This is a genomic window from Burkholderia sp. Tr-20355 (genome assembly GCF_017104685.1).
GTDB lineage: Bacteria > Pseudomonadota > Gammaproteobacteria > Burkholderiales > Burkholderiaceae > Burkholderia > Burkholderia seminalis.
This window is the reverse complement of the sequence record NZ_JAAGPK010000012.1, coordinates 83,207-97,089: the sequence shown is the minus strand read 5'-3', so window position 1 is coordinate 97,089 and position 13,883 is coordinate 83,207. Positions and strand designations below refer to the sequence as shown.

The 13,883-nt window shown below is 66.6% G+C and carries 12 protein-coding genes; 5 read left to right on the top strand and 7 right to left on the bottom strand.

What is annotated here, in order from left to right; all coding sequences use genetic code 11:
* Nucleotides 1-45 precede the first annotated feature (45 nt).
* Both G3N62_RS05100 and G3N62_RS05095 read right to left on the bottom strand, forming a co-directional pair.
* The gene (locus tag G3N62_RS05100; RefSeq protein WP_124669978.1) at nucleotides 46-738 is read right to left on the bottom strand and encodes a (2Fe-2S)-binding protein; all 693 of its coding nucleotides are present in this window, start codon (nucleotides 736-738) and stop codon (nucleotides 46-48) included.
* Nucleotides 735-3,614 (bottom strand): molybdopterin cofactor-binding domain-containing protein, encoded by a 2,880-nt coding sequence (locus tag G3N62_RS05095; RefSeq protein ID WP_124669977.1) that lies wholly within the window; start codon nucleotides 3,612-3,614, stop codon nucleotides 735-737. Before G3N62_RS05095 ends, G3N62_RS05100 begins: the two co-directional genes overlap by 4 nt.
* A gap of 470 nt (nucleotides 3,615-4,084) precedes the next feature.
* On the opposite strand from G3N62_RS05095, the gene G3N62_RS05090 reads away from it, so the two are divergent.
* Nucleotides 4,085-5,632: a sensor domain-containing diguanylate cyclase gene (locus G3N62_RS05090; protein WP_124669976.1), complete on the top strand. Its 1,548-nt coding sequence runs from the start codon at nucleotides 4,085-4,087 to the stop codon at nucleotides 5,630-5,632.
* 247 nt (nucleotides 5,633-5,879) lie between these two features.
* Nucleotides 5,880-6,155 carry a hypothetical protein gene (locus G3N62_RS05085; RefSeq protein WP_034191344.1) on the top strand — a complete coding sequence of 92 codons (276 nt, stop codon included), beginning with the start codon at nucleotides 5,880-5,882 and terminating at the stop codon, nucleotides 6,153-6,155.
* 208 nt (nucleotides 6,156-6,363) lie between these two features.
* On the opposite strand, the gene G3N62_RS05080 is transcribed toward G3N62_RS05085, so the two are convergent.
* Together G3N62_RS05080 and G3N62_RS05075 are read right to left on the bottom strand one after the other, a co-directional pair.
* Entirely contained in the window at nucleotides 6,364-7,419 is a 1,056-nt protein-coding gene (locus G3N62_RS05080; RefSeq protein ID WP_124669975.1) for an aldo/keto reductase, read from the bottom strand.
* A gap of 81 nt (nucleotides 7,420-7,500) precedes the next feature.
* Nucleotides 7,501-8,082 (bottom strand): flavodoxin family protein, encoded by a 582-nt coding sequence (locus G3N62_RS05075; protein ID WP_034191342.1) that lies wholly within the window; start codon nucleotides 8,080-8,082, stop codon nucleotides 7,501-7,503.
* Between the two features lie 118 nt (nucleotides 8,083-8,200).
* Here G3N62_RS05075 and G3N62_RS05070 point away from each other — a divergent pair, with 118 nt between their 5' ends.
* Together G3N62_RS05070 and G3N62_RS05065 are read left to right on the top strand one after the other, a co-directional pair.
* Nucleotides 8,201-9,106, top strand: a complete 906-nt coding sequence (locus tag G3N62_RS05070; RefSeq protein ID WP_034191341.1) for a LysR family transcriptional regulator — start codon at nucleotides 8,201-8,203, stop codon at nucleotides 9,104-9,106.
* Nucleotides 9,107-9,183: 77 nt separating this feature from the next.
* Nucleotides 9,184-10,218: a succinylglutamate desuccinylase/aspartoacylase family protein gene (locus tag G3N62_RS05065; RefSeq protein WP_034191340.1), complete on the top strand. Its 1,035-nt coding sequence runs from the start codon at nucleotides 9,184-9,186 to the stop codon at nucleotides 10,216-10,218.
* 117 nt (nucleotides 10,219-10,335) lie between these two features.
* Here G3N62_RS05065 and G3N62_RS05060 read toward each other — a convergent pair whose 3' ends face one another.
* The 3 genes from G3N62_RS05060 to G3N62_RS05050 form a co-directional block, all read right to left on the bottom strand.
* Nucleotides 10,336-11,274, bottom strand: coding sequence for a cysteine synthase family protein (locus G3N62_RS05060; protein ID WP_124669974.1), 939 nt, complete (start codon nucleotides 11,272-11,274; stop codon nucleotides 10,336-10,338).
* Nucleotides 11,275-11,321: 47 nt separating this feature from the next.
* The gene (locus tag G3N62_RS05055) at nucleotides 11,322-11,729 is read right to left on the bottom strand and encodes an MAPEG family protein (protein ID WP_049030608.1); all 408 of its coding nucleotides are present in this window, start codon (nucleotides 11,727-11,729) and stop codon (nucleotides 11,322-11,324) included.
* A 333-nt stretch (nucleotides 11,730-12,062) separates the two neighbouring features.
* Nucleotides 12,063-13,034, bottom strand: coding sequence for a helix-turn-helix domain-containing protein (locus G3N62_RS05050; protein WP_059556559.1), 972 nt, complete (start codon nucleotides 13,032-13,034; stop codon nucleotides 12,063-12,065).
* Nucleotides 13,035-13,147: 113 nt separating this feature from the next.
* Here G3N62_RS05050 and G3N62_RS05045 point away from each other — a divergent pair, with 113 nt between their 5' ends.
* A complete protein-coding gene (locus G3N62_RS05045) occupies nucleotides 13,148-13,864 on the top strand; it encodes a GNAT family N-acetyltransferase (RefSeq protein WP_124669973.1) in 717 nt (238 codons plus the stop codon).
* Nucleotides 13,865-13,883: the final 19 nt, after the last annotated feature.

Sequence of the window (13,883 nt, the reverse complement as noted above, 5' to 3'; positions counted from 1 at the left end):
CGGGCAGGCCCGCGGCCCGCGCGACACGAAAAGCGAATGTGCGTTTCATGCGGCGTCCTTCACGAGTCCCGGCGTCGTCAGCACCACGTCCTTGACGGCTTCGTAGTAACGGACATAGCCCGTGCAGCGGCAGATGTGCGCGTCGAGCGCCTCGGTGATCGTGCGCTCGACGTCGGCCTTCGCGATCGGCTCGCGCTTCAGGCGTTCGATCAGCACGGTCGCCGCGTTGACGAAGCCCGGCGTGCAGTAGCCGCACTGGAAGCTGAAGTGCTCCAGGAATTTCTGCTGGATCGGCGACAGCTCGACCACTTCGCCGGCTTCGTTGCGCTTCGCGTGGCCTTCGATCGTGCGGATCGAACGACCGTGGAAGAAGTGCGCGCCGGTGATGCAGGTGCGCATCTCCTCGCTGGTGCCGTCCGGCTTGTCGACGATCACGACGCATGCGTGGCAAATGCCCTGCCCGCAGCCGAGCCGCGAACCGGTCAGACCCGCGTACTCGTGCAGGAACTCGATCATCATCAGCCCTTCCGGCACCTGCATCGGGCCGACGGACTTGCCGTTGATATTGACCGACAGCGGCTTCTGCTGGAACCGGACGAGCGGCCGCTCGACGGCGGCCGGCGCAGCCGGCGCGGCGGCAACGGATGCCGGTGCGGCCGAAGCCGCGGCCGGTGCGGAAGCGCCGGTCGCAGCCGCGCCGGCGCTCGCGGCCGAAGCCGCGGTTTGGGCGGTCGTCATGCGAGCACCTCCTGAATCTTTTGCGGGGTCACCGGCAGGTCGGTGAAACGATGGCCGATCGCGTGCGCGATGCCGTTCACGATCGCGCCGACGACGGGAATCATCACCACTTCCGCGACGCCCTTCGGCGGATCGGTCTCGGACAGCGGCGGCAGCACGTCGCCCGTTTGCGTCCACACGGCGACGTCCGACGCGCGCGGCAACCGATAGCGGTTGAAGTTCCACGTGCCGTTGCCGGGGCCGTCCTCGTAGAGCGGCAGGTACTCGTGCAGCGCATGGCCGATGCCCATCGCGAGGCCGCCCTGCAACTGGCCCGACACGAGCTGCGGCGAGATCTGGTTGCCGCATTCCATGATCGAGTGGTGCGTGAGCAGCTCGACCTTGCCGGTCGCTTCATGCACGGCCAGCTCGACGAGCGTGCCGACCGCCGTGTAGTACGTGACGGCCGCGTTGTTGCGGCTCGTCGGCGGGATGAACACGCGCTTGCGGTCCAGCACGCGATAACCGTTCGCCGTCGGCGCCAGCGTGCCGTGCATCGCGGTCGCGCCGGCCGGCGCGGCGGTGCCCGGCACCGGGCCGCTGTCGGCGCCCGTCTTCGGCGCGCCGACACGCAGCGACAGCCCGTCGATCGGCAGACGTTCAACCGTGCCGCCCACTTCGAACTCGGCATCGGTCCACTGCCAGCGGTTGAACACGTGCACGACGGCGCCGGTCGGCAGGCCGAGCGCATGCGCCTGCTTCGCGAGCTGTTCGAACGTCAGCGGCTCGAGGCCGTCGGCGGTCAGCTTGCCGTCGACCCAGCGCGCGTCCTCGATACGAATCGTGTACGGCGCGGCCTGGCCGCCGCCGAGGCCGCGCGTCCAGATCGACATCGCGGCCGGCCACAGGCCGTAGCGGAACACCGCACGTGCGGCTTCGCGCGTGCTGTGCGTGAAGTAGTACGCCGAGTTCGTCGCGCTCGACGGCGACGCGTAGCCCGGCGACCAGCGCGGGTTCGCGCTCAGGCGATCCTGGTCGGCCTGCGACATCAGGTACGGATCGCCGCTCGTCTCGACCGGCAGGTCCGGCCATTCGGTCACGGCCACACGCACGTCCGTCGCCGGACGACCGAGCCATTTCGCGACCGCGACGGCCTGCGACGTCGACATCCCGGTGCCGATCTCGGCTGCCGTGTGCTGCAGCGACACCTTGCCGTTCTCGTCGAACTCGACCTTCGCGAACGACGCTTCCGCGCCCGTGCCGAAATCCTTCTGCACGCATGCGAAGCCGACGCCGTAGCGCTGGCCCGGGTGCGCCGCCTCGAATTCGGCCTTGCGCGCGACGCGACGCGTCCACAGCGGATGCTGCCTCGCGCGCTCCAGCACCTCGTCGACGCGCAGCGCGCCGGCGGGAATCGCCCCCTGCGTGTTCTTCATCCCCGAACGCAGCGCGTTGCGCAGACGAAAATCGATCGGATCGATGTTCAGCTGCGCGGCGATCTCGTCGACGGCCATCTCGGTCGCGGCCATGCTCTGCAGCGTGCCGTAGCCGCGTGCGGAGCCGGCGTCGATCGCGCGCGACGCGATCGCGACGGCGGCGAGGTCGCTCTTCGGGAAGTAGTAGATCGATTGCGCGGCCGTGGCGCCGACCATCGCGACCGACGGCGAGAAGTTCGAGCGCCCGCCGCCGTTCGCCTCGAAGTCGCCCTTGAACGACTGCAGCAGGCCCGTGTTGCGGTCGACCGCGATCCGGTAGCGCATCTTGAACGCGTGACGCTTCAGCGACGTCTGGAACTGCTCGTAGCGATCGTTCGCGAAACGCACCGGACGCCCGTCCGCGTACAGCGCGCAGACAAGGCCGTAGAACGGCACGTTGAAGTGATCCTTCGAGCCGTAGCCGACCGTGTAGCACGGATGCACGAACAGCTTCTTCACCGGGAAGCGGCATTTCGCGACCATCGCGGCCGCGTTCTCCGACACTTCGAGCGGCGACTGCGTCGGCACGACGAGGTGCAGCGCCTGCGTCGCGGCGTCGTACCAGCAGTTCGCGTTGTCGGGTTCGAGCGCGGCCGTGTCGACCGACTGCGTGTTGTATTCGCGCTCGAACACGAGCCAGTCGGCCGACGGATGGTCGAGCTCGCCGGCGATCTGCCCGGCCAGGAACATGCCCTGCTCGTCGAGCTTGCCGTGCTCCTTGCCGTCCGGCCACACCGGCAGGTGCTTGCGCATCATGCTCGGGAAGATCGGCGCGTCCTTCAGGCTCGAATAGACATCGTCGTCATGGGCCGTCTTGCCGCCCACGCGCACGTAGCGGAAGGTCCCCCACGGATCGCGCTCGAGCGGGCCCGTGACCGCGCCGTAGCGGATCACGTCGTCGCGGAACTTGAGCGCGTTCTTCGCGAAACGGAAGCGCGCGAAGTCGTGATAGATGAGGATCGCGACCGCATGACCGAGGTACGCGGGCGTCTTGCCGGCCGGCAACAGCATGTCGTCGCCGTAGAACGCCGGAAACGCGACGCCGTCGCGCGCGAGATCGTCGGCCGTGACCACGCGGTCCGGCTTCAGGTCGTCGCCGAGCAGCGACAGGTCGAAACCCTCGTACGCACGGTCGGCCTGCGTGACGCGGAGGATCAGCGCATGCGACTGCTGCTGCGGCCAGTGCGGCATGTCGGCGGCGCGCACGTCGCGGGCGAACACTTTCGCGCCCGTGACCTTCGCGATGCCGTCGATGCGGAATTGGGGGATGCCGGTGACGCTATCCCATTTGACAGGGGTGAGGAGTTTTTCTTCGAAGAGCGCCGCGAATGCGCGGCTGCCGAGGGGCGCGACATACACCGCGACGCCCGCCAGCACGCTGGCTTTCAGAAAACCCCGCCGTGACAGGCCGTGGTTTTTCATTGGGGGGAACCTCCTGATGCGGCTCGGACGGCGATCGGGTGTCGCGACGTTCGGAGCGGCGCGCATTCTGGCATTGTTTTAGATATATCGCCTATAGTATTTCCCGCATGAAATACTTATTGAATTTCTTATAACGGGATTCAGCCGGGCTGCGGCGGGCGGTCGCGGCGCACATTCGTCCGCGTCGACCGCGGGTTCGCTCCGGCCCCGGCCATCCTGGCGGCATGCGGCAAGCATGCGCGATGCATCGTTCCGCTCGCAGCGATGCGGCCCGCGCGCCGGCGAATGCGCAAGACTTTCGCAGGCAGCGCTGACGCCCCACCTCCGACGCGGTGCGCGGTGCTGCCGGCCGGCCCGCATCGCGCATTTTTCATGGTAATGTCGAGCGCATCCGGCACCGGCCGGTGCTTCCGCCACGTGCCGTGCGGGCACCGCCAGCCATCGCGACATCGTGTCGAGGTAAAAAGACCATGGCAGTCAGGACATCCCTCCTGAACTCCGTTCTCGCCACTCCTCCCTCCGGCAACCACCGCGTGACGGCCGCGCTGCGCCCGTCGATGCTCGTGACGTTGTTCGAGGACGTGCGCCCGATGGCGCTGTCCGGGCTCGCGAGCAGCTTCGTCGCGGCCGTCGCCCTGCTTCGGCTGCAGCAGCTCTGGTGCGTCGCCTGGCTCGTCGCCGACTTCGGCCTGCTCATCGCGCGGCTCGCGATCGCACGCGCGTACACCGTGCGGCGCGATGCCGGCGACGACCGCGCCGAATACTGGGCGATGCGCTACGCGCCCGTCTCGCTCGTCGCGTGCTTCGTGCTCGGCCTCGGCGTGATGGGCTGCGTGCAGGCCGTCGACGTCGAGCTCGGCACGCTGTCGGTGATGGTCGCCGGCGGCGTGTTCGGCGGGATCGCGTCGCGCAATTCGGCGCTGCCGCGGCTCGCGATGACGCAGGTCACGCTCGGCGTGCTGCCGATCGGCGTCGGCGCCCTGCTCGCCCACCGGTCGGGCGCCTGGCTGCTGGTGCCGCCGCTCGTGATCTACCTCGCCGCGATGCGCACGGTCGTCCAGCGACACTACCGCGTGCTCGTCGCGCTGATCGCCGCACGCCAGCGCAACGCCGAACTCGTCGCGCGCTTCGACGCCGCGCTCACCTATATGCCGCACGGCCTGTGCATGATCGACGGCGACAGCCGCGTGATCGTCGCGAACCGGCGCACCGCGCAGCTGTTCGGATCGCCGCGCGAGATCATGCTCGATGCGCCGTTGCCCGACGTCGTTGCCGCGCTCGGCGCGAACGCCGTGGCCGATTCCGGCGCCGGCCTCGCCGCGCAGTGCAACGCGTGGCTGCGCCGCGCCGAACCGGAGCCGTTCGACATCGCGCTGGCCGATGGCCGCCAGCTCGAACTGACGCGCCATCGCGTGCCGGACGGCAATGCGGTGATCATCGTGGAGGATGTCACCGCGCGCCGCCGGACCGAACAACATATCCGCCACCTCGCGCGGCACGATGCGCTGACGGGTTTGCCGAACCGCCACGAACTGCATGCGGAGCTCACGCGGCGGCTCGCACGCCGGCCGCGCCTGCCGGGCCCTGCCTTCGCCGTCATGTATCTCGATCTCGACGGCTTCAAGGCGATCAACGACCGCTTCGGCCACCAGGCCGGCGACGAAGTGCTCACGCAGGTCGCCGAGCGGCTCGGCAAGACGCTGCCGCCCGGCGAGCTCGCGGCGCGCATCGGCGGCGACGAGTTCATCGTCGCGATCGACGACACGACGATGCAGGCGTGCTCGGTCCTCGCCGCGCGCATCATCCGGCAGGTCTCGGCGCCGTACGCGCTGTCGATCGGCGAGACCGTCTGCATCGGCATCAGCATCGGCATCGCGCTCGACGACGGGCACGGCTCGCCCGACGAACTGATCCGGCAGGCCGACAGCGCGCTGTACGACGCGAAGTCCGCCGGCAAGGGCATCTACTGCTTCTACTCGAGCGGCAGCCGCCGCGTGGTGCCGGCCGCAGCGAGCTGACCGGGCAGCGCCTCACCGTTCTTTCCCTGCCCGTCGTATCGTCCCGATGAGTCAATTCCGAAACGCATGACGGGTTCGCGCGTGACATCGCGCATTCGCGTGTCACGTGACATGTTCCGTAACATCGCCGCTTGCCGCGCATCACGTTGACGGCAGAAGCCGGCACGTTCGACGCAGTGCAAGGCTTTTCATGGTTGGCACCCTTATTGCTCCCTGTCAGGGAAACAGGTTGTCAGGGAGACCCAACATGAATACCGTCGAAGTCCTCAGCCGCAGCGAAACCATCGACGAACTGGATGTGATCGACGGCGCATCGCTGATCCGCCGACTCGTGTCCGAGCGCCGCATGCCGGCCGCGCGCGAAGCCGCCTGCGTCGACAATCCGCCGCTGACGCTGTACGGCGCGTTTCGCCAGGGCATCGCCGATCACGGCACGCGACGCGCGAATCCGTATCGCGCCGGCAGCCGTTTCTGGGCACTGTGGGAAGAAGGACGTCTCGAAGCTGAAACATCGGGCCGATAAGCCGGTCGCACGCGCCGGCCCCTGTCGCGACAAGGGACCGGCGCGAAATTCGATGCCCGGATGCGGCCCGCCACGCGCCGCATGCATTCAACGCTGCAACATCCGCGCGATCTCGCGTTGCCGTTCTCGTCGATCGAAATGAACCTGTCGCGGTTGACGAAGCAACGAGGTCGCCTCGCCCGCTCGAACGCCCGCGAGGCGTGCCGGCTTATTTCGACGCGACGCCCGTAAAAGGCCGCGGCACCCTGCTCGCGTCCTGACGATCGATCATCCAGCCCGGATAGGCGGGCGGCAACGCACTCACGGCGTCCAGGCCGGCCAGTTCATCCTCGGTCAGGACGACGTCGACCGCGCCGAGATTGTCTTCGAGCTGCTCGATCCGTTTGGCGCCGACGATGACGCTCGTGACATGCGGCTTCGCCAGCAACCAGGCCAGCGCGATCCGTGCGACCGAGACCCCGTGCGCGTCGGCGATCGAGCGCATCGCGGCAACGCACGGCCACGCGCGCTCGAGGTCGACCGGCGGAAAGTCGAAATGACTGCGTCGCGAGCCGTCCTCGGCGGACGCACCGGGACCGAACTTCCCCGACAGCAATCCACCGGCAAGCGGCGACCAGACCAGCAACCCCATCTGCTCGTCGATCGCGAGCGGCACCAGTTCGCGCTCCACGTCGCGTCCGGCGATGGAATAGTAGGCCTGCAGCGTTTCGAAGCGCGTCGCATGGAGCCCCTGGCTCAGGCCGAGCGCCTTGCCGATTTTTCCCGCGCGCCAGTTGGAGACACCGACATGGCGAACCAGCCCCTGGCGCGTCAGATCGTCGAGCGCGCGCAACGTCTCCTCGACCGGCGTGACGGAATCGCTGGCGTGTATCTGGTAAAGATCGATGTGGTCGACCTGGAGGCGTTCCAGGCTGCGCTGCACGGCGTCCATGATGTGGCCGCGCGACGCGCCCTGGTCGTTGGGCTTCGGGCTCATCGCGCCGGCCGTCTTGGTCGCCAGCACGATCTCGTTGCGCGGGACGCCGATGTCCCGCAGCGCCTGTCCGACGAGGCGTTCGGACTGGCCGAACGAGTAGACGTCGGCGGTATCGATGAAGTTGATTCCCGCGTCCAGCCCACGGGCAATCAGCCGGGTCGCGTCGCGTTGATCCAGTGCGCCGATCGCCGCCCACATGCCGGCATCCGCATTGCCGCCCAGCGTCATCGTGCCGAGACACAGCTCCGAGACATACAGGCCGGTGCGGCCCAGTCGCTTGTATTTCATGGTCGTTTTCCTTCACGATCGGCCGAAAAAACGCGGTGGCGTCCTGCCGGACGCACCGCGCATGCAAGGACTTCGGATGACTCAGCGCTGCCCGGTCCGAAACCGTCCGGCGATCGTCGCGACGCGCGCGCCGTAGCGGCGGGCGGTCTCGAGATCCCCCGGCGACATCTCGTCGGGCGACGCGTCGGCCGGCGTCTGCGCCATCGGCGCGATATAGGAGCCCATGCGGTTCAGGTCGTCACGTGCCGATGCCTTCAGGTTCGCCGGTTTGATGTCCATGCTCACCCAGATGCCGCCGTGCTGCCCGGCCAGCAGAACGAAGTATTCGAGCGTATTGAGCTTGTCGCCGTTGATGCTCGCGCTGTTGGTGAAGCCGCCGAAAATCTTGTCGCGCCACGCGCCGTCGAACCAGGCCTTCGACGACGCATCGGCGAACTTCTTGAACTGCCAGCTGGGGCCGCCCATGTAGGTCGGCGAGCCGAACAGGATCGCGTCGGCGCCGGCCAGCGTGTCCCACGCGTCCTCCGCGATGTTGCCGTCGGCGTCGATCGCGACGAGTACGGCGCCGGCGCCCTCGGCGACCGCCGCGGCCAGCCGTCGAGTATGGCCATAGCCGGAGTGGTAGACCACGGCCGTCCTGGCCGGAGAAACGTGTTGCGTCATGGTGGTGCCCTTCCATCGAGGTCGTCGTCGGGTGACGACGTCGGAAAGCACTCTACTGAGTCGCAACTGAGTTATAAATGATGGCCGATTGAACGTTCTGTTACTCCGTGAGTGAACAATGCAAAACCTCGATGCGCTGTTGATCTTTGCGCGTGTCGCCGAAATGACGAGCTTCACGCGGGCGGCCGAAAGTCTCGGCATCCAGAAAGGCCGTGTCTCGATGGTGATCCGTCAACTCGAGCGCGACGTCGGCGTGGCGCTGCTGCATCGAACCACGCGCAGCGTCCAGCTGACCGACGACGGCCGCGCGTTCTATTCGCGCGCACGGGACCTGCTGGCCGACGTCCAGGAGCTGCAATCGATGTTCGCCGCCGACGGCGCCCGCCTGCGGGGAAGGTTGCGCGTCGACATGCCGACCGAGCTGGCGCGCAGCGTCGTGGTTCCCGCGCTCCCGCAACTGATGGCGGCACACCCGGAGCTGGAACTGGAGCTGTCGAGCACCGATCGGCGCGTCGATCTCGTGCAGGAAGGATTCGATTGCGTGATCCGCCTGGGTCCGATCGTCGACGAAACGCTGATCGCCCGTCCGTTGGGCCGACTGCGCATGATCAATGCGGCAAGTCCCGGTTATCTGGCGCGGTATGGCGTACCGCATACGCTCGACGACCTGCTCCGCGACGGCCACCGGATGGTCCAGTACTCGCTGACGCTCGGCGCCCGACATGCCGGCTGGGAATATCCGAGCGGCGACGGTTATGCGACGCTTGCGCTGCCGAGCGCGATGCAGGTCAACAACGTGCAGACCTATCATGCGGCCGGGCTTGCCGGCATCGGATTGATCCAGGCCGGTTATTCAGGGGTCGCGACTCACGTCGCCAGCGGCGCGCTGGTGGAAGTGCTGCCCGACCTGCGGCCGGAACCGCTCGCCGCGTCGCTCGTCGTGGCCCATCGGCGCAATCTGTCGCCGCGCGTCCGGGCGTTCATGGATTGGATCGAACGGGTACTGGCGCCGTATTTCGATTGAGGGCACGTGGAGGTTCGGCGCGGCACACCGCCGTTTCCCGATAAGATGGCAGATTCCGTTCATCGAACGAAGCTGCCATGACCGCCTCCTCTTCACACCGCAATCCCATTCACTGCGAAATCGATCTCGACGCGCAAGGCAAGCACGCGGGCTACCTGCGGCTGCCGCATTCCGTGCACCGCTCGGCATACGGCTGGCTGCCGATCCCGATCGCGTCGATCCGCAACGGCGACGGCCCGGTCGCGCTCGTGATGGCCGGCAACCACGGCGATGAATACGAAGGCCAGATCATCGTGTCGCAACTGATGCGCGAGATCGAACCCGAGATGGTGAGCGGGCAACTGATCCTGCTGCCGATGGCGAATTTCCCGGCGGCCGATGCCGGCCTGCGCGTGTCGCCGCTCGACGAAGGCAACCTGAACCGCAGCTTCCCCGGCGACCCGACCGGCACGCCGACGCAGATGATCGCCCACTACATCGAGCATGCGCTGCTGTCGCGCGCGCAGTACCTGGTCGACCTGCATTCGGGCGGCAGCTCGCTGCTGTACCAGGGCGGCAACATGCTCGCGATCGATCCGCTCGACGCCGACGAGGCCGCGAAGCTCAACGGGCTGCTGGTCGCGTTCGGGTTGCAGAATGCGCTGCTGCATGCGCCGAATCCCGTGCATTCGGCGTCGGCCGCGCGCCGGCAAGGCGCGATCTCGATCGTGACCGAACTCGGCGGCGCCGGCATGGCCGATCCGTCGCTGATCCGGCTCGGCCGCCACGGGCTGCTGCATTACCTCGGTTATATCGGCCTGCTGCACGGCGCGCTCGTGCCCGACGCGCCGCCGACCGTCACGCGCTTCATGCGTGTCGACGGCGATCGTCATTTCGTCTATGCGTACGAGCGCGGGCTGTACGAGCCGCTCGTCGAACTCGGCGACCAGGTGAAGGCCGGGCAGCCGGCGGCATGGGTGCATTTCCCCGATACGCCGCTGCGCGAACCGGTGCTGCACCGGTTCAAGGGCGATGGCGAGGTGGTGTGCAAGCGCGTGCCCGCGCAGGTGCAGCGGGGGGATTGCATGTTTCAGCTGGCGGAGTTGTCGACGCCGCCGCGTGTCGTCGAGTGATCGACGCGACGGGCGCCCGGGGAAGTCGCGGATACCGGATGGCCTGCCCGCGACACGCGCCGCGAATGCAGGCGGTTGCCGCCCGGTGCAAAACGATGCGGCGCCGATGCATGGCCGTCAGGCGAGCGTTTGCGCGAACGACTTCAGGTACTTCATGCCCGTGTCGCACATGATCGTCACGATCGTGGCGTCCGGGCCGAGCCGTTCGGCAACGCGCAATGCGCCGGTTACGTTGGCGCCGGTCGACGTACCGCAGAACAGCCCCTCCTCGGCGGCCAGCCGGAACGCCATCGCTTTCGCGTCCTCCGTGGACACCCGCTCGAGTTCGTCGGCGATGCCGTCGCGCCAAAGCGGCACGACATAACCCGCGCCGATCCCGTCGATCTTGTGCGCCCCGGTCGCCCCGCCCGACAGCACCGCGGATTCGGCCGGCTCCACGCCGGCGATCCGAATGCGTGCATCGTGTTCGCGCAAGCGCCGCGAAATCCCGCGCAGCGACGCAGCCGTACCGACACTCTGGACGAAGCCGTCGAGACGCCCGTCGGTCTGTTCCCAGATCTCGTCGGCCATCTTCGTATAGGCATTGAGCTGATCGGTATTTTCCATCTGCGCAGTGATGTATGCGCCCGTCTCGCCGGCAATTCGATGCGCTTCGCGAATCATGTCCTTCGTCAACTTCTCGGTTTGCCTGCCGTTGTCGCTGGGAACGAGCGTCAGCTTCGCGCCGAGCAGACGCATGTGATCCAGTTTCTCCCTCGAGAACGCGTCCGATGACACCAGATGGAGCGGATGCCGCTTGACGGCGCACACCAGCGCAAGCGATACGCCCGTGCTGCCGCCGGTGTATTCGACCACCGCGCCGCCGGGCTTCAAGCGCCCATCGCGTTCGGGCACTTCGATCATCTCGAGCGCGATCCGGTCCTTCATGCTGCCGGTCGGATTCTGACTTTCCAGCTTGACGAAAAGGCGCGCGCCGTTCTTTGGAACAACGTTGCGCAACGGGACGAGTGACGTGTTGCCAATCGTGTCGAGGAGATTGCTCGGCGTCGATTTCATGGTGACCTCTGAAAGAAGCGAACGGGTAAAACGCAAACAGGCGGCGGTTAGCTCGCGTGTCCGAGCAACACCACGGCGAACGTGAGCGTCGCCGCGAAGCCGGCCAGGAAAGCGATCGTGCGCACGACAGGAATGCCTGCGGCGTAGACGACGTAATGAATCAGCCGAGCGCCCAGATAGAGCCTGGCCGAGAACACCGTCGCCGGGCTGCTCGCCCCCGTCATCGCGCACATCAGCACGAGCGGGGCGAACACGGCGAGATTCTCGATCGCGTTCGCATGCGCGCGCCGTGCACGTTCTGCCCACGGCGGACCGGGCGGAGCGGACGGGTCGGGATTGTTCAAGGCCGCCATCAGGCCATGCGTCGCGATTCTGGCCAGCATGTAGGGGATCCACATCAGCAGCGTCGCGATCGCAGTAAGCGTCAGCAGGTGGAGTTCGGGCGAGCGTGTCATCGGATGGGCCCTGTCGGACTGAAGGTGCAGGACAGATCTGCGGTTGCCGGAAATGCTTCGCAGTCTAGACGCGCGACGAGGCCCTCGCCATAGTCATAAATGACATTAATAGCGACAATCGCGACATCCCGTCGATATGGAATTCACCCGTCTTTTTGATCGGGACGATGCATCGGCGAAACGTCGCGCAAACGGCCACGCGTCGCCCATCGGATTCATTCAGGCCGTACGCGACACCAGCTTGCCCGGGACCGGGCCCAGTGCGACATGACCGCGCAGGATGTATTCAGGATTGCTTTCGAGATTGATCCAGCCTTCGTCGACGCCTCACGGTCAACGACCCAGCCGGCTGTTGGCCCGGAGCTCCCGCACCCCACGGCCGAGCCTGCGGCGCAACAACGCCCGCAACGTCGCCGCATCCGCATAGCCGACCTCGCTTGCGATCCTTTCCAGGTCGTACCCCATCGACACGAGATTCTGCGCCCGTTCGATCCGGAGATCCTGGAAAAACGCCAGGGGCGACTTCCCGAGTACCGCCTCGGTACGGCGCTGCAACGTGCGCGGCCCGACGGCCAGGGCGGCGGCGGCCGTCTGAAGCGAAAAACCCACGGAAAGATTCTCGCGAGCCCATCGCTCGAATCGAGCGACCAGCGGATCCGCGTGCGCAAGGTAATCCGGAATGACGTATTCGGCCTGTGACGAACGCTTGTCGATCAGCATGAAACGCGCAACGAGCGTGGCCAGTTCGGGACTCGCTTGACGCAGCAACCAGAGCGCAAGGTCGAGATGCCCCATTGCCGATCCTGCCGTCACCAGACGATCCGCAGCGACGACCATGCGCGAATCGTTCAGGTCCACGGCCGGATAACGTTGACGAAAGAACGGCGAGAGCGACCAGGTGGTCGTCGCCTCGCGATGATCCAGAAGCCCGGCTTCCGCCAGCACGAACGTACCGATGCAAGCGGCGGCGACGCCGACGCCATCGGCATGCCACGCCCGAAGGTGCGCCATTGCATCGCGCACATCCGGACGCTCCAGTGCCTCGATCAGGCGCTCCGGCTGTCTGATGCCAGGCGCGGGCACGACCACCCAGTCGACGTGGCGTACGCTGCTTGCCGGCTCCGCCAGCATGGACAGTCCGTGCGCGGTCCGGACGCGTCTGCGTACGCCCACTACCCCGACGTCGAAGGGCGGCACGGCAAAGCCCCGGGCAGCAGCCAGTTCATTGGCCATCGCGAAGGTATCCAGCAGCACCGTAAGGCCGGTGTCGAATAGCCCTTCAAGGGCCAGAATGGATAATCTCATGTCGTAAACACATCCATTAATGTCATTTACGACTATAGCCCGCTTTCCGGGGAAAACCTAGACTGCACAGCATTGCAGCGAAGATTCCAGCTGCCTGGCAAAAGGGGAAAAGCATGAGCGGTTCGGAACCTGTCGGCCTCGACCATCCCGTCTGGTTGGCCCTCACGACGAAGCAGGCGCACCTCGGACAAGGTGACGCGCTCGCGCGTCGATACCATCCCGATGTGGCGCCTTTTGCCGCGCTGGCCGCCGAAACGCCCGCCGCATACCGGGCGCTCCAAGCCCTCTTACGGCCTCGCGAGCAACTCGCCTTGCTATCCGTCGAACCGATTGGCCCGGTCGACGGACTTCAAACAGAGCATGCGGGCGTGATCCATCAAATGGTCGCCTCGCCTCTCGATGCGGGAATGAGCGATAACGAGGCAATCGTTCGGTTAGGCGCCGCCGACGCGAACGATATGCTCGAACTGGCCCGGAGAACCAAGCCGGGACCTTTCGGCAAGCGGACCGTCGCAACGGGCAATTACATCGGCATTCGCGAACGGGGGCGTCTTGTTGCGATGGCCGGCGAACGCATGCGCATCGACGGATACGTCGAGATCAGCGCCGTTTGCGTGGATGACGCGCATCGCGGCAACGGTCTCGCCGGGCGGCTCGTGAACGTCTTGCGGCGGGAAATCGGGCAGCGCGGCGAAACACCGTTTCTGCACGTATTCAGCGACAACGTTTCCGCGATTCGGCTGTATGAGGGCCTGGGGTTCCGATTACGTCGCACGTTTCATCTCAACCGCATCGGACAGGCTCACGCCGATTCGGTTGCGGCTCTCTAACCTTGCTGGAAAACACTCG